Origin of the sequence: Nocardioides sp., assembly GCF_030655615.1 — a bacterium.
Classification (GTDB): domain Bacteria; phylum Actinomycetota; class Actinomycetes; order Propionibacteriales; family Nocardioidaceae; genus Nocardioides.
The window spans coordinates 25,789-41,069 of the sequence record NZ_JAURVJ010000128.1 but is presented as its reverse complement, the minus strand read 5'-3'; the positions used below and the strand labels follow the sequence as shown (position 1 = coordinate 41,069).

12 protein-coding genes are annotated in these 15,281 nt (G+C 73.2%); 7 read left to right on the top strand and 5 right to left on the bottom strand.

The genetic code is table 11. The annotated features are described in order from the left end of the window. The 3 genes from Q7T52_RS10950 to Q7T52_RS10940 form a co-directional block, all read left to right on the top strand. On the top strand, nucleotides 1-1,461 hold a 1,461-nt coding region (locus Q7T52_RS10950; protein WP_304802368.1), incomplete at its 5' end, for a hypothetical protein. 83 nt (nucleotides 1,462-1,544) lie between these two features. Beyond that, nucleotides 1,545-2,723 carry a hypothetical protein gene (locus tag Q7T52_RS10945; RefSeq protein WP_304802366.1) on the top strand — a complete coding sequence of 393 codons (1,179 nt, stop codon included), beginning with the start codon at nucleotides 1,545-1,547 and terminating at the stop codon, nucleotides 2,721-2,723. A 116-nt stretch (nucleotides 2,724-2,839) separates the two neighbouring features. Continuing rightward, a complete protein-coding gene (locus Q7T52_RS10940; RefSeq protein WP_304802364.1) occupies nucleotides 2,840-3,952 on the top strand; it encodes a hypothetical protein in 1,113 nt (370 codons plus the stop codon). Nucleotides 3,953-4,121: 169 nt separating this feature from the next. Here the strand turns inward: Q7T52_RS10940 and Q7T52_RS10935 are convergent, their stop codons facing one another. From Q7T52_RS10935 to Q7T52_RS10925, 3 genes are all read right to left on the bottom strand, one after another. After that, on the bottom strand, nucleotides 4,122-4,826 hold the full coding sequence (locus Q7T52_RS10935; RefSeq protein ID WP_304802362.1) for a hypothetical protein: 705 nt from the start codon (nucleotides 4,824-4,826) through the stop codon (nucleotides 4,122-4,124). A 110-nt stretch (nucleotides 4,827-4,936) separates the two neighbouring features. Beyond that, nucleotides 4,937-5,449 (bottom strand): hypothetical protein, encoded by a 513-nt coding sequence (locus Q7T52_RS10930; protein WP_304802360.1) that lies wholly within the window; start codon nucleotides 5,447-5,449, stop codon nucleotides 4,937-4,939. A 143-nt stretch (nucleotides 5,450-5,592) separates the two neighbouring features. Beyond that, complete coding sequence (locus Q7T52_RS10925) at nucleotides 5,593-7,077, bottom strand: SIR2 family protein (protein ID WP_304802359.1); 1,485 nt, start codon at nucleotides 7,075-7,077, stop codon at nucleotides 5,593-5,595. A gap of 117 nt (nucleotides 7,078-7,194) precedes the next feature. On the opposite strand from Q7T52_RS10925, the gene Q7T52_RS10920 reads away from it, so the two are divergent. From Q7T52_RS10920 to Q7T52_RS10910, 3 genes are all read left to right on the top strand, one after another. Further along, nucleotides 7,195-8,667 carry a plasmid pRiA4b ORF-3 family protein gene (locus Q7T52_RS10920; protein WP_304802357.1) on the top strand — a complete coding sequence of 491 codons (1,473 nt, stop codon included), beginning with the start codon at nucleotides 7,195-7,197 and terminating at the stop codon, nucleotides 8,665-8,667. Between the two features lie 67 nt (nucleotides 8,668-8,734). Continuing rightward, nucleotides 8,735-9,334 carry a dual specificity protein phosphatase gene (locus Q7T52_RS10915; RefSeq protein WP_304802355.1) on the top strand — a complete coding sequence of 200 codons (600 nt, stop codon included), beginning with the start codon at nucleotides 8,735-8,737 and terminating at the stop codon, nucleotides 9,332-9,334. Nucleotides 9,335-9,413: 79 nt separating this feature from the next. Beyond that, nucleotides 9,414-10,673: a hypothetical protein gene (locus Q7T52_RS10910; RefSeq protein WP_304802353.1), complete on the top strand. Its 1,260-nt coding sequence runs from the start codon at nucleotides 9,414-9,416 to the stop codon at nucleotides 10,671-10,673. Between the two features lie 29 nt (nucleotides 10,674-10,702). Here the strand turns inward: Q7T52_RS10910 and Q7T52_RS10905 are convergent, their stop codons facing one another. Together Q7T52_RS10905 and Q7T52_RS10900 are read right to left on the bottom strand one after the other, a co-directional pair. Continuing rightward, nucleotides 10,703-11,314 (bottom strand): hypothetical protein, encoded by a 612-nt coding sequence (locus Q7T52_RS10905; protein ID WP_304802351.1) that lies wholly within the window; start codon nucleotides 11,312-11,314, stop codon nucleotides 10,703-10,705. A gap of 70 nt (nucleotides 11,315-11,384) precedes the next feature. Beyond that, nucleotides 11,385-12,833 (bottom strand): gamma-glutamyltransferase, encoded by a 1,449-nt coding sequence (locus tag Q7T52_RS10900; RefSeq protein ID WP_304802349.1) that lies wholly within the window; start codon nucleotides 12,831-12,833, stop codon nucleotides 11,385-11,387. Between the two features lie 107 nt (nucleotides 12,834-12,940). Between Q7T52_RS10900 and Q7T52_RS10895 the strand changes: the two genes are divergently transcribed. Further along, nucleotides 12,941-15,250 carry a class F sortase gene (locus Q7T52_RS10895; protein ID WP_304802347.1) on the top strand — a complete coding sequence of 770 codons (2,310 nt, stop codon included), beginning with the start codon at nucleotides 12,941-12,943 and terminating at the stop codon, nucleotides 15,248-15,250. Nucleotides 15,251-15,281: the final 31 nt, after the last annotated feature.

Here is a 15,281-nt window from a genome sequence, read left to right as displayed (position 1 = left end):
ATGAGCCAACCCACAGCTGACGGCCACGAGAATGACGACCGTCGACCCACCTGGACGGTCCAGAGCGTCTACGACCCCGACGGAGGCGGCAAGGACTTCGCCTACACCGTCGGTCTCGACGACATCGGCCACCCCGAGCTGCACCTGTGGGCACGCCCCGGGCTCGGTGACGACCCAGGCGACGACTGGATGTTCAGCCCCGCCGACCGGTGTCACATCCTCAACGAGCTGGCCTTCCAGCTCGTCGACGGCTCGATCACCGTCGGCAGCGAGATCGTCCGTCACTACGACGACGGCGACGCGACGGTGCGGTTCACGATCGGCCGGCCTGGCGACGTCCACGAGCTCGAGGCCTTCGGCGTCGCCCCGGGCGCTCTCGTGCTGCCCGTGCGATGGTCATTGAGTCGGGCCCCGGAGGGTCCGGCGAAGGCCCTGGTCGGGCGCGCGCTGGTCAGAGCCAAGGCGGCGCGTCGCGAGATCCTCGCGACGGTCGACCGCCGGCGGCCGGCACCGCCCGGCTGGGAGCTCGACGGGCCCGTGACGTGGCGACGGACCCAGCGATGGGGACCGCTCACCCCGGTCGTGCTGGCTCGCGCGGCGCAGCTGTGGCAGGCCGACGCCAACGAGCTGAGCTGGTTGCTCAGCAACGCTGTCGACGTGCGCGAGGCGGGGTCCCTGACCTGGCCGATCTCGCTGGCCCTGGCCGCCGCGCGGCCGGCTGGTCGCCGCGAGGCCATGGATCGGCTCCCGCTCGACGTGGTCGCGCTCGTCGACCACGTGGCCGACGCACCTGTGTCTGCGGCTCGCTGGTCTCAGTTGATGCAGCTGGTGTGGGGCGGGCCGATCGACGACCCGGACGACGCGCTGCGTGCTCGCCGCAGCATGAAGGGTCTGCTCGTCGACGTGACGTTGGCCTGCCTGGCCGTCGAGGTCGTCGCGGATGTCATCGATCCCCAGGTGCTGGTGCACGGACGCGGGCCCTGGGACGACGCTCTGGCACCCGGCGACGACACCGCCGATGGCTTGAGGGCGTCGCCCGAGGTCGTCGACGTCGTACGCCGCCTGCTCGACCCGCTGACGGTCCCACAGCTCAGCTCGCTCGCCACCCGGCACGCGGTGGCTCGCGACGGTGATGACGACGACGGCTTCGGTGCGGTGACGATGCGGCTGCGCGGCTGGGCGCTCGTGGGTCCGGCGGGGTGCCCGTGGCGACCGACGATTGGATCGGTCCGGGCGTGGCGCGAGCGCGCCGGGCTCGTCGGCGCGGTGCTCGGCACGGACCCCGAGCCGCACCAGGACCTGCGGGAGTGGGCGACGGTGGTCGCGAGCGCCCTCACCCACCGGGCCCGCTTGTCGGCGGACGAGGTGCACACGATCGCCCGGCCGTTCCGAGACCTGGTTCCCCACCTCGAGACCGTGCTCAACGAGCCCATCCTGCGGCTTGGCGACCAGGCCTCGTGACCGACGTGGTCACGCCGCAGGAGTTATCCACAGATCGCGAAACCCCACTACCGCTAAGGTTCTGAGCGGCGCAGGCTGCTGCCATGTCTCGGTCACGGAAGTCACCCAGGTCCCCGTCCACCCACCCGTTCCGCTCCGTCGCGAGCCAGATGACGATGGACGACCACGTCGCCGTCGAGGAGTCCGCGGCCGCTGAGCTGCGGGGTGACTGGGCGACGGCCTACGAGAGACATCGCGCGGTCCCGATGTTCGCGCAGTCTCTGCACGGCGGCCATCTCCGCGTGATGGCTGACCTGGGCGAGGCCGCGCCGGACTGGTTGCGCACGCGGTTCGTCACGACGTTGGTGCGGCGGTGGGAGGTCTACGGCCAGCCACGACGCGCCGGACGCGTGCTGCAGCACGTCGTGCCCGTCGTCTACCCGCACGGCATCCCCTTTGCCGCGATCGGGTGCGACCACGTCGAGCAGGTCATGACCTTCATCTTCGGGCGCGACTGGGTCCTGCGGCAGGCCGACACCTACGACCTCGGCGGGCTGAGCGACCTGCTCCACCTGCCAGCGGCGGCCGGGATGGTCGCGACCGCGAGCCACCTCGCCGCGTGGAACCGGGCACCGATGGGCGGCTACCGCGTGGTCGGTGCCGACGGCGAGGTCGCCGTGGTCGCCGATGCCGAGACCGGTGAGGAGGTCGAGCTGCTCGACCTCGGACTCACCCACCTGCACGAGGTGGGCACGCACGTGCTCGGGCGTGTCGTGCCCACCTCGTCCGCACCCGGCCGCCTCTTCGACTGGCGGGCGCTGCCGATCGACGGGCGTACGGCCGCTGCGGTCGCGAGGCACCCGGAGCGCTGGCTCAAGATCCTGGCCGCCCGCGGTGCGTCGCGAGCGCTGCCGGAGGCCTACTCGCACCTCACCGACACCTCGCTCACCGCTGACCTGCCGCAGCACGCGTGGGGCGCACTGCTCGGCCAACCGGTCGACGAGGACCTGCCACGGCCGCCCCGGTCGCTCGCCGCCGACGCGCTGCGAGCGGCGCTCGGGCTCGCGGTCGACGAGGCCGACGTACGCCGGCAGCGTCACCTGGTCGCCGAGCTGCTCCTCGACGAGGCGCTCGACGCCCGGACCTTGGCGCGGTTCGCGACGTCGAAGCACCGCACCGCGTGGCAGACCCTGGCGCGCGAGCTGCCGGCGTACGCCGCCCGACGCTGCGACGAGGCGCTGTGGATGATCGACGCGTCGACCACGGAAGGGCTGGCGGGCTGATGTCGAACCGGAGGAAGACTCGTCAGCAGCGAGAGCTCAAGCGCGCGGCGCGACCGGCCTCGCGATCGGAGGCTCCGCCGCACCCGCTCGAGGGGATGGAGCCGTGGATCTGGGCGATGCAGGACGCTGACGAGGCCGAGCGGCGTGGTGACGTCGCGGGCGCGCTTGAGGTGATCATGCGTCGTCCGCTGGACCAGAACGGCGACCTGTTCTGGAGGCTGGAGCGCATCCGTCGGCTGCGACAGCTCGACGAGCTGGCGCCGGTGCTCCCCGCCTGGGTGACGTCGAGGTGGATCCTCACCCAGGCGACGCAGATCATCGACGACCGGGACCCGGGCGCACGGTCCCGGCGACTACGTGCGCTCGACGTCGCCCAGGAGCTCTCCGGGCTGGACGCCGACGAGGCGTCGTCGGTGAGCCTGATGGACCACGACTGGTTCTACCGCCAGGTGCTCCTGTGGGAGGAGGGCGCCCTCGGCGAGTTCCTCAGCCGCTCGGCGACGCCCGACCTCGTGGCGGGGGCCGACCGGATCGCCGAGTGGGCCGCCGCGCCGATGGGGGGCTTCGTCTACCTCGGCGCGGCGGCCGGTCGGTCGCGCTGGACCGACCTCGCCACGGGCGAGGTCCTCACGCTCGACGACATCGGGTCGGGCTCGATGCTCGCGCCCGACGTCCCGGCCATCGGCCGGCTCGTCCCGGCGGGCGACGGCCGGATGTTCGAGAGCGCTCCGCAGGAGACCTCGCTCGACGTGGCCACAGCGGTGGCGGCCGACCCGGCGGGCTGGCTCGACGTCGTACGGGCGGCGGGCGACGAGTTCCGCTGCGGGGAGATCATCCCGCACGTCGACGACTTCGGCCTGGTGACCGACGTCGCGCGCATGCAGTGGCTGACCTGGTTGGCGGAGTGGCGCCCGGCTCGTGGGCAGGCCCTGCAGGTCGACGACCAGCTGCTCGCCCGCACCGTCGTCGACCGGGCGGCGCGCGAGCTCGGGCTGTCGGAGCACCGATACCTGCCGCCCGGGGAGGACTACGACGCGGAGGAGCAGGAGGGCTGGGAGCCCTGGGCCTGTCTGGGTGCCGCGCTGCTCGAGCCGGGCCTGTCCGAGGCTCTGCGCGCGGTGGTGACGACCGGCGACCTGGGGGTGCTCGACCAGCTGAGGGACCGCGTCGCCGACCCCGCGCGTTCGCTGCTCGGGCAGGTCATCGCCTCGGTGCAGCAGGCCGCCTAGTCAGTGTGGCGGCAGCGCCGCGTCGGGAGCCGAGCAGGCGGCCTACCAATGATGCCCGACACCGCGGTAGATCGGATCAACCTGGTTGATCCGATCTACCGCGTTCTTCGTGACGCGATCGCCGACTGCGATGCCTCGGTAGGTCGAGTCACAACCCGCCCGGCGGCTCTCACGGCCGGCTGGGCGCGACCAGGGTGGGCCGGATCTCGATGATCTCGAGCGTGCTCGGGGTGCCGGCGACGGTCAGGGTCTCGGGGATGTCGATCCAGCCGCCACCGTTGACCCGGTAGCGGCCGGCGTAGACGGTGTCGAGAGAGGGGCTGGCACTGCCCTTGTAGAGGTACTGGTGCGTGACGTCGCCGTTCGGATGCGGGCCGCCGGGGCTGCTGGTCGCGACGCCGTCCTGGCCGTCGAAGTGGTAGACGTAGCTGGTCGGCGTGGCCTCGATCTCGACGCTCTGGCCAATGATCTGGACGGTCTGGGTCGACGGTTTCGTGTTGTCGGTGAAGAAGTACGTCGTGAAGTTGACCGCGGTCCGCTGGCCGGGCGGCTCGATGGTCAGGGGACTCTCGGGCCAGGCGAGTCGTCGGAACTCCCTCAGCACCATGCCGGGCGTGATGACGCCGAGCCCGCCGGCCTGGGCGTCGCTCAGGCAGGTCTCGCCGTAGATCTCGCCGTCGCGGTAGAGGTCCATCTCGATGCCGGGCTGGCCGTCGTCCGCGATGCAGGGCTGGCCGCCGTAGCAGATGGCCTGGCCGCCCTGGTCGTCTCCGCACTGGGGTCGGACGTCGTAGGTGTGGCCGTCCCCGGTAGGGCCTGAGGTGGCAAAGATCGCGGTTGTTTCTGAGCCGGTGAACGTGCAGTCGTAGGCCACGCTGCCGAGGCCAGTGCGAACGCACTCACTTGGGTTGGGGTCTGCTGCCGCGGGAGATACGGGAAGCAGGGCGGTCCCACCAATAGCGACGGCGGCGGCCAGAAGAGTCCTCATGTCGCGAAGAGCCCGACGTCAAGGACGTGCCACTCACCAGCAGTCTTCGTGATTTTCATTCGAATGCGGTCGTCGCCGCCGGCAAACTTCTTGATCGGACCACTTGCAGTCTCTTTGTACCGGGTGGGAGCGGATGTTCTGTCGACTTCGAACTCCACCGCCCCATCGACTCGACCGACCCTTCTGATCCGCGTCACTATGGTGCCGCCGTACTGGATGAAGCCGCCGGCGGCGTAATACTTCGCGACGATCTCAGCCGTCTCCGAGCATGGGGTGCAGTCAAGGCCGAGCGCCAAGTACTCGGCGGTCTCGCCAGTGACCTGCATCTGGTCTCCAGCCTGGTGCCAGCGACGAATGAAATCCTCGGCCGTCTCGGGCTCGGGCTCAGGCGTCGTCGTACTCGTCGGCGGGTCCGAGACCGGCTCGGTGGTCGTTGAGGACGGCGGCTCGGAGGTGGGGTCGTCGGGGTCCGGCTTCGGGTCACCGCACCCGGGGAGCGTGAGCAGCACCAGCAGGGCAAGAGCGCCAGACAGACGGTGACGCATCGCATGACCTCGATCCCATGAGGCCGTTCTCCGAGAACGACGGTGTGGCCAGAGATTAAGTCAGACGACGCCCTCGAGAACAGAGCCCTGGACGAGCCTGTGGACAACTAGAGGTCGAGCCCGAACCGTTCGAGCAGCCCCGCGACCCGCGGCCAGGCCGCGCTGGCCGACAGGTCCTCCCGCGCGGCCAGGTCTAGCAGCGCCTGCTTGAGCGCGAGGTCCCCGGGCGGGAGGCTGGAGGCGTAGGCGTCGTCGAGCAGGTACGCCGAGGACAGCTCGTGCGCGTGGGCCGCCGTCCACGCGAGTCGGTCGAGGAACATCTCGAGCACCCGCCCGGCAGCGGCCAGGTCGGTCCCGCGCGACATCGGGACCATCGTGAGCTTCTGGTAGCCCGCACGGCCGGCGTCCCGGGTGGTCAGGGCGAGCGCCGTGCCGCTCGGCACCCCACGGCTGTCACGGACGACGTCGACCTGGCGCGCCAGGTCGAGGAAGTTGTCGTCGGTGAGGCTGAAGCCCACGAACAGCAGGTGTCCGGTCAGCAGCAGGGACTGGACGACGCCGTTGAGGGCCTGGTGGTCGGCGCGGTGGGCGTCGTACTGCTCCCGGGTCAGCATCATCGACGGTGGGTGGGCGACGTCGCCGTGCAGCTTGAGCAGCCACGGCCTGCTGCCGTCGGCGACGTCACGGGTGAGGACGTCGAGCCCGTCACCGCCCACGCCCGCAACCGCTGTCTCGAAGCAGGAGTCGAAGTTGGTGGTGACGCTCTGCCGTACGCCGAGCCCGGCCAGGAGCGCGTGCCCGATGCCGTGGCGCCGCGCGGACACGCGCGCCTCGACCGAGGTCAGGAACGACGTCTTGCCCCGGGACCGCACGAGCCGCGACGCGACGTCGAGCGGGCTGGTCAGTCCGGTGACGTCGACGGCGGGTGCCTCGGCAGCGACCTGGCGCAGCAACGTGGTCCAGTCGGGCAGGCCGACAGGTACCGAGACACCCGCGCCGAGGAAGAGCGACAGCCGTCCGGCACCGGCCAGCCGCCCGAGGCGGTCGGCCTCCTCGAGAAGGGCGGGTGGCAGGCCGAGCCAGTCATCGCCGGTACGACGCTGCTGGACCGCGGCGACGTCGCGCCGGTCACGCAGCACGAGCGCCGCGTCGACCGACAGCGAGCGGGCGCGACACCGCTCGAGGAGCGCGGTCACCACCTCGCCCCGCCGGTGGCGGAGACCGCCTGCCCCGGTACCGACGAGCGGCAGCGCGACCAGCGGTACGGCCCGCCCGTCACGTGCCGGGAGGCCTGTCCCCGCCTGGTCGATCGCGTCCCAGGTGCGGTCGGCGAGCGTGGTTGGCGAGGGTCGCCGGCTGTGGGTGTCGAGGGCGAGCACGCGGCGCCCGTCGAGCTCGCCGACGTCGACGACCCCGCTGCGGCCCGGTGCGCCGATGCGCCGCCAGCCCGGGAGGTCGCCGAGAGGCAGGTCGTCCGGGAGGAGCCCGGACCACGCCCCGGTGACGTTGCCGCGTCCGTCGCACGGGACCACCACCGCGTCGCACGCGAGGCGCGTCAGGTCGCCCTGGGCGACGAAGAGGTGACCGGACACCCGCGAAGCCTCGCGGGGCCGACGCCCGCTGTCGAGTGCTGTCGAGTGCTGGCGAGACCTGTGGAGGGGCGCCGTGTCACGTGCGCTCGACGGCCCGCCCTCACTAGCCTGGCGCGCATGCCTCCCCGACAGCGCCGTGCCCGCTCGGGCAACGTCACGGCCCTGCCTGGTGTCGACCTCGCCGCGCTGCTCGTCGAGCAGGGCATCGACCTCGGCGGTCTCGATCCTCTCGACCCGTTCGCGCGCCGCCGACCGGTGCCGCTCGACGTTCCGGCCGAGACGCAGACCTACCGCGTCCGCGTCGAGCTCGACGGCGTGCGGCCCGTGGTCTGGCGCCGCCTGGAGCTGGCCGGCGACCTGACGCTCGAGGACCTGCACGGCGTCCTCCAGGCCGCCATGGACTGGGGTGACATCCACCTGCACGCCTTCGTGATGGGTCCGGGTCGGCGCGACCCACGGCTCGCCCCGTTCCTCACCGAGTTCGACCTCGACGAGACTGACGACGGCGTCCCCGAGGCGGACGTCCGGCTCGACCAGGTCCTGCGCGAGGCGGGCGACCGCCTCTACTACGACTACGACTTCGGGGACGGGTGGGAGCACCGGATCAAGGTCGAGGTGGTGCTGCCGCTCGTCGACGGTGCCCCGCGCGCGACCTGCACCGGCGGGGCTCGTGCGTGCCCACCCGATGACGTCGGCGGTGTCGTCGGCTACGACGAGATGCTCCAAGCCCTCAGGAGCGGACCGACCGATGACTGGGCGATCGAGAAGCTGGACTGGCTGCCCGAGGGCTTCGACCCCGCCGCCTTCGACCTCGCCCGGACCGACGAGCAGGTCCAGCTCGCCCTCGACGGGGCCGGCCCGGTCCTCACCGAGCTCGTCGACGGCCTCCTCGACCGGCTGACCTCCAGCGCCCACACGACCGTGTCGGCGTGGGCGGAGGCGGCCAGCCGCACCCCGATCACGTACGACGAGCAGGCGGTCGTCGCGGTCGTCGCCCCGTGGATGGCGCTGCTCGACCACGTCGGCGACGGTGTGGCGCTGACCGGTGCCGGCTACCTCAAGCCCGCCTCGGTCGAGCACCTCGTGAGCGTGCTCCGCGACGGCGGCCGCCTCGGGCGCGGCTCGGACGTCGCGATGGGCAAGGGCAACCGCGAGGAGAACGTGCGTCCGGTGGCCTGGTTGCACGGCTCGGCGCGGACGTGCGGTCTGGTCCGCAAGGCCAAGGGCCGCCTGCTGCCCACCCCGGCCGGCAACGCCTGCCGCGGCAACCCGGTCCGGCTCCTCCTCCTACTCGCCGACCGGCTCCCGATCGGGCGCAAGGGCCACGAGCTCGACGCCGGCCTGCTGGTCCTGCTGGCCGCCGTGGCCGGCGTACCGATGCCTCGCGACGGACTCCCGCAGCTCCTGACCGCGGCCGGGTGGCGGACCCCCGACCGGCAGCCCGTACCGGCCGGGGCCGCCCACGACTGGGCCCGGTCGACCGACCAGGTGCTGCAGCTCGCCGGCTGGAACGTGGACGACAGCTTCGAGCTCGCCCACGACCCGCGCGCCTCGTTGCTCGCGCTGCTGGCCGTCCGAGAGGACCGCTGACGTCTCGCCGGAGAGGGGCGCTCCCGGTTCGGCCCCGCGGCGTGACGGCGTGGGGCAGAGTGGTCGGGTGAGCGAGCTGCCGTCCTTCGAGCTGGCCAACGCGTCGTTCGTGACGCCGAGGCTGGCGGTGGGCGGCGACCTCGACCAGTGGGACGACGGTCTCGCGCAGCGCCAGCTCGGCGAGCTCGTCGCGCGCGGGGTGACCCACGTGGTCGACGTACGCATCGAGGCCGACGACCGGGCCTGGGTCGAGCGTCTGACCGACCGCATCACCTACCTCTGGCACGGGATGGACGACCTCGGCCAGCGGGTGCCGCCGGCCTGGTTCGAGTCGGGCGTGACGTGGGTCGAGGAGGTCCTCGAGGACCCCGACGCCGTCGTGCTCACCCACTGCCACATGGGCATCAACCGCGGGCCCTCGTTGGGGTACGCCGTCCTGCTCGCCCAGGGCTCGGACGTCGTCGACGCGCTCGCGGCCGTCCGTGCAGCCCGCCCGATCGCGGCGGTCGCCTACGCCGAGGACGCCCTGCGGTGGTGGCACGCACGCAGCGGGGCGACGGCTTCGCAGCGGCGGGACGACCGCGCGCGGCTCAAGGCCTGGCGTCGGGAGAACCCGCTCGACGTGGTCCGGATCATCGCGCAACGACGACGGGCCGAGGGCGGCTGAGCGTTCACCAGAACTGTCGGTGGTCGCGTCTACCGTCCTCCACGAGGGCTCGGGAGATCGTCGAGGACGGGGAGGGTGCATGAGTCATGAGCAGGACCTGACGGTCATGACGGAGGCGGCGTGGACGGCGTTCCGCGTGCGGCTGGCCGACCACGTGGCGGCGATGGTCGACGACGACGTGCTGGTGGTGGACTACGCCGATGCGGTGGCTGCGGACGACGGCGATGCGCGTGCCTCGCCCCACGTCCGGCTCTGCGCCTACGACGGGGAGTGGGTGCACCTCGAGGCGTCGGTCGCGCTGGACGGCGAGCAGGAGGGGCAGCTCGTGGCCCTGGGGTGGCAGGAACCGGTCGACGAGGCCGGGTGGACCATCTTCCACGACGACGCCGAGCGTCGCGAGGCCGACCGGGTCGCGGTGCTCCTGGTCCGCACCCTGCGCGAGGTCTACGCCGTCCCGCACCCGGTCTTCCTGGTGGCGGACGGGCTCGAGGTCGACTCCGACCACGTGCTGCCGTCTGATCCGGAGCCGGGTGCCGAGGGTGCGTACGACGCGGTCGCCTTCCCGATCGGCTCCGACGACCTGCAGGTGATGGTCGACGACGCGATGCGGGTCGTCTTTCCCGACCTCAAGCACGACGACGACGGCGACATCCCCATCATCGCCGGGCGGAGCCTGGCCTACGTGCGGGTGCTGGCCTACCGGCCCGCGGTCGAGGTGTTCGCCGAGATCGTGCTCGATCCCGACGACCTCGGACGGCTCCCGCTCGAGCTGGGGCTGCTCAACCGCGACCTGCCGCTGTGGAAGGTCGTCCTGGCCGACGACCGCGTGATGATGCGCTACGAGATGGTGGCGGCGCCGTTCTCCGCCCACCTGCTGCGCCAGGTCGTGCACCGGTTCGTCGACGAGGTCGACGCGATCGCGGGCGACCTCGTGGCGCGGGTCGGCGGGCGGCGGGTGCGTGACCTGCTTGACGGACCTGCCACGGGTGACGACCCGGGCGGGGGAGAGGGTGAGATCGACGAGGCCGACCTCGCGATGACCGGGCTGCTCGAGCTGTGTCACCTCGGTCGGCCGCGGGCCGCGACGGTGGCCGGGCTCTTCGACCACGACCGGGCCGAGATCATCCGCCAGATCGTGCGCATCCGCACCGGCCGACAGCACTGCGACGGCCACGACGTCGACGACGTCCTGACCGCCCTGCGCAAGGCCCTGCGGCTGGTGTCCGACGGCGAGCCGCGGCCGGTGCCGCTGCCGCCCAAGCCGCGCACGGTCCAGGCCACGCTCCTCGACGACGAGGAGGTGGGGGAGGACTCGCTCGACCTGGGCTGGCCGGCGTGACGTGCCGGACCGGACCCGCCGGTGTCAGGTCAGCCGCAGTTGTCGCAGACGCCGGTGGGCGGGATCGCCATGAAGCAGGTCGGGCACACGTCCGGCTCGGCCTCCTGGCGCGCCTTGCGGCGACCGCGGGTCAGCACCATGTCGTAGCGCGGCGACAGCGCGGAGTGACCGCCGTCGGCCGGCAGCGTGGCGTTGGCCCAGCGGTAGCACTCCATCCGGGCCTCGGCGGCGTGGCGCTCGCGCTCGACCTCGTCCTCGATGGGGTCCTGGCCGGTGACGCGGAGGACCTCGTCGTAGGGGGCGCCGACGGTGCCGTTGACGCGGTGGACGACCAGCGAGGTGAGGGGCGGGCGGCCCTGCGCCACGTCGTCGGCCGACGAGACGGCGAGCACGCGGCCGAGCCACGTCTGCGGGTTGCTGCGGGTGTGCACACCGGTGTCGGCCTGCAGCCGGGCGGCGAGGTCGGTGTGGGTGATCAGGCCCTGGTAGGCCGAGGCCACCTCGGTCAGGATCTGCGGGGCGCGGGCGGCCCAGAGGGCCTCCGCCTCCGCCTGGTCGACGGCGACGGGGTCGCCGGGCTCGCCCTGCTCGTCCAGCTCGGTGGGGTCCGGAGCGCGCCAGTGCGGAGAGGTGACAGTCATGGGTCCCGGTCCTGGACTGCATGGGTCACACGTGGGCGTGCGGCCTCCACGCGGGTCCGTCCTCGTCAGCCTACCGGCCCACCAGGCGCACCGCGCCTTCGCGGCGGGGGTCGGCCGCCGCCACGAGGTGCCCGTCCGCCCCCACCAGGGCCGCACCGACCCCGCCGAAGTACATGGTCGGCTCGGTCTCCTCGCGGACGACCTCGTCCGGGCGGCCGGCGCGGTGCACGTGGACCCGCGGGTGGTGGACGGCCTCCTGGAGCCCGGCGCCGGCGGCGTACCTCGCCAGCACCTGGGTGATCGCCGTGGTGATCCGGTCGGCCCCGGGGGAGCCGATCGCCAGGGTGGAGCCGTCGTCGTGGCGGGCGACGGTGGGGGCCATGTTGGAGAGCAGCCGGGTCCCGGGGGCCGCGCCGTGGGGGCCGCGCGGGTTGAGCTCCTGCTCGCCGAGGCAGTTGTTGAGCCAGATGCCGGTGCCGCGGGCGATCATCCCCGAGCCGTAGCCCGACGACACCGTGACCGAGCAGGCGAGCCCGCTGGCGTCGACGGCCGAGACGTGGGCGGTCGAGCCTGACTCGAGCACCTGCAGGTAGGTCGCCGCGTCGGCCTCGAGGTCGGTGCTGTGGTCCAGGACGTCGAGCCGGTGGCCGAGCACCCGCCGCTGGGCGTCGACGAGCCGCGCCGCGGCGTCGGAGTCCCCGGGCGACCAGCCGTCGAGGAGCCGCAGGATCGCGCTGACGACCACGCCGCCGACGGAGGGAGGCGGGGTCGTCGCGAGAGTCCAGGGCCCGAGGCGGGAGCGCAGGGCCGGTCGCACGACGGGGCGGTACGTCGCCAGGTCGGCCGGGCCGAGCAGGCCGCCGCGCTCGAGGACGTCGCGGCTGATCGCGTCGGCGAGGTCGCCCTCGTGCAGGGCCCGCGGGTCGGACGCGATCTGCTCGAGCGAGTCCGCCAGGCCGGCCACGACGACCGGCTCGGTGACGAGCTCGCCGTCGACGCCCGCGAGTGCGGCCCGGCTGGCGTCGTCCCAGCCAAAGATGTCGTCACGCACGTAGTCGAGGTAGAACCGCGTCGCTGACCCGAGCCGGAACCCGTCGCGCGCGACCGCGATCGCAGGGGCGACGACCTCGCGCCACGGCAGCAGGCCGTCGCGCGCGTGCGCCTCGCCGAAGGCGGCCACCGACCCGTGGGTCGCCACTGACCCGGGCCCGATCGTGACCTCGACGCCCCCGCCGTACTCGGTCGTGACGTCCCAGGACCGGCCCGCCCGTCGCTCGTCGTCGGACCGGCCGCGGCCGGGCACGTCCATCCAGCCGTCGACGGTGTAGGCGAGGGCCTGGCCGGCGGGCTGCACCGTGACGAAGCCACCGGAGCTGAGGGACACGATCCCGACCTCGTTGACCATTGCCACGAGGGCGGCCGCGAGCGCCGCGTCGACGGCGTTCCCGCCGGCCAGCGCGACCTGCTCGGCGGCGTCGGCGGCCACCTCGCTGGGCGCTGCGACGGCGAGTCCGGACATGCGCGCCAAGGTAGCGGTGCGCGGAACGAGCAGCTCGTCCACGCTCCCATCCACAGGCTCGAGAGTTCCGGTTGTGGGCGCGTTGCCCGTCGGTGACGGTCTGCGGCATGACATCTCGGATCCGCCTCCTGCCCGCCGTCCTCACCGTGCTCGCGCTCGTCCTCGGAGTGCTCGCGCTCGTCGTCGTACCTCCCGGAGGCGCGCCACCGGCCGAGGCCGCGACCCGCGTCGCCAAGGACACCTGCCGGCGCATCGACCCCAACCTCGTCAACGGCGCCTGCCTCCGCTACCGGACCGCCCGCGACAGCGGGCTCACCTGGATCGGCACCTACCGCGCGCCCGACGGCCGGGTCTTCTTCTGCATCGACTTCCTCTACGACTCGCGGCTCCCGCGGCGGGCCGAGCGGGTGTCGACCGAGCGGCTGGTCAACCAGCTCGGACGCCGGGTCGGTGACCCCGAGGTCGCCGCGCTCAACTACGTGATCTCGACGTGGGCCGGGCACGGCTCGACCGGCAGCGACGACCGCGACGCCGCGATCGCGCTGGTCGTGCGCGAGGTGATGGGCGACGGGGTGCGTCCGGGCGGCCTGACGGTCTACCCGTCCGGGCTGATCGTCGGCGAGCGTGTACGCCCGCCGGCCGGTGGCCTCGACGCGGCCGTCATGCGGCTGGCCCGGTCGATGTGGCGCGAGGCCTCGCGGCTGCGGGGTCCCTGGCGGTTGACGTTCCAGCGGGTCGGCCCGGGGCCGGTACGGCTGGGCCAGGTGCGCGACTACCGGCTCTCGGTCACTTCGGCTGCCGGGCGACCGGTGCCGGACGCCCGCGTGCGCTTCGCGTGCACGGGTCCGGTGACGTGCCCACGTCCCGTGGTCACGAGCCGACGCGGTGCGGTCGTCCAGGTGCGCCCGACCGACGTGGGTCGCTTCCGGGTCGTGGCCCGGGCGACGGGTCCGGCGTCCGACGGCGTGCTCTACCGGCAGCGCGGCTGGTCGACCCACGGCGGCGCCACGGCCCGCCCGGCCGGTGTGCAACGCGGATGGATCGCCCAGTCCAACACCACGGTGGCTGCGGTCGCGGCCACCTCGCGGATCAAGCAGGCCCAGCCCGTGATCAGCACCCGTACGTCGGCACCCGTGGTCGTGCCGGGGTCCTCGGTCCGCGACGCGGTCACCGTGACCGGGCTGCCTCCGGGGTACGTCGGCACCGTCGTCGCCGAGCTGCACGGCCCGTTCGCCGCTGCGCCGGGTCCGGACGACTGCACCTCGGCCACCCTGGCGGGACGGGTGACCTCGCGCGTCACGTCCGACGGCACCTACGAGACCCCAGCGGTCGTCGTACCCGCCGTCGGTCACTACACCTGGGTCCAGCGGCTGCCGCGCGACGTCGACACGCTGCCGGTCAGCACTCCGTGCGGGCTGGCGGAGGAGACGACCGAGGTCGTGCCGCGCACTCCCGCCGTCGCCACCGTCGTCTCCGACCAGCGAGCGCTGGTCGGCGCGCGGATCTTCGACACCGTGCGGCTGAGCGGGCTCGCGCCCGACGACACCGTCGAGCTGCGCTGGCGGCTGCACGGACCACTCGCCCCGCGTCGCAACCTGTCGTGCGCCGGCCTGCGCTGGTCGCGCGCCGCCGTCGCGGCGTCGGGCCAGATGGTCGTGACGGGCAGCGGCTCCTTCAGCACGCCGTCGGTGCTCCTGCGCGCGCCGGGCTGCTACACCTACAGCCAGGAGGTCCTCGCCTCCGCGACCACCACGGCCGCGTCGTCAGCGCCCGGCCTGGCCGTCGAGACCTCGCTCGTGACGCGGCCCGTCACGCAGGTGGTGCCCGAGGTGCCGTCCGGCCGCTCGACCCTGGGCCGCCCGCCCCGGGCGCCAGTCGTGCGCTCGGCCCCCGACCCGTCGCCGTACGTCCCGCAGCGCCGGGCCGAGCCCCGCTGGCTCCACAGCGACTACCGCGCTCCGGCCGGGCGGGGCGCCCGCACGAACGGGGCGACCCTGACCGTCCCGCGCGTCGGTGTCCGCGTGGCGGTCGCGTCGGTCGGGCTCGACCACGGCGCCATGGCCGTCCCGAACCGTCGTGACCGCATCGGCTGGCTCCGCACCACTGCCGCCCACGGCGACCTGGTGGGCTCGAGCGTCCTGTCCGGTCACGTCTCCGACCGGCCCGGAGGCCTCGGTGCCCTGCGCGACGTACGCCGCGGCGACGTCGTCCGCTGGTCCGCCGCCAGCGGCACCGAGCGCTACGAGGTGCGCGCCGTACGTCGCTTCGCCCGGACCCGCGGCCTGCCGGCTGACCTCTTCCGCACCGACGGCAGACGCGTCGTCCACCTGGTCACCTGCACGGGCCTGCGACGCACCCCGGACGGCAGGGTCTACTTCGTCGACAACCTCGTGGTGACGGCCGTGCGGGTGGGCTGAGAAGAACCCTGCCCACATCCCTCAAGTCGGC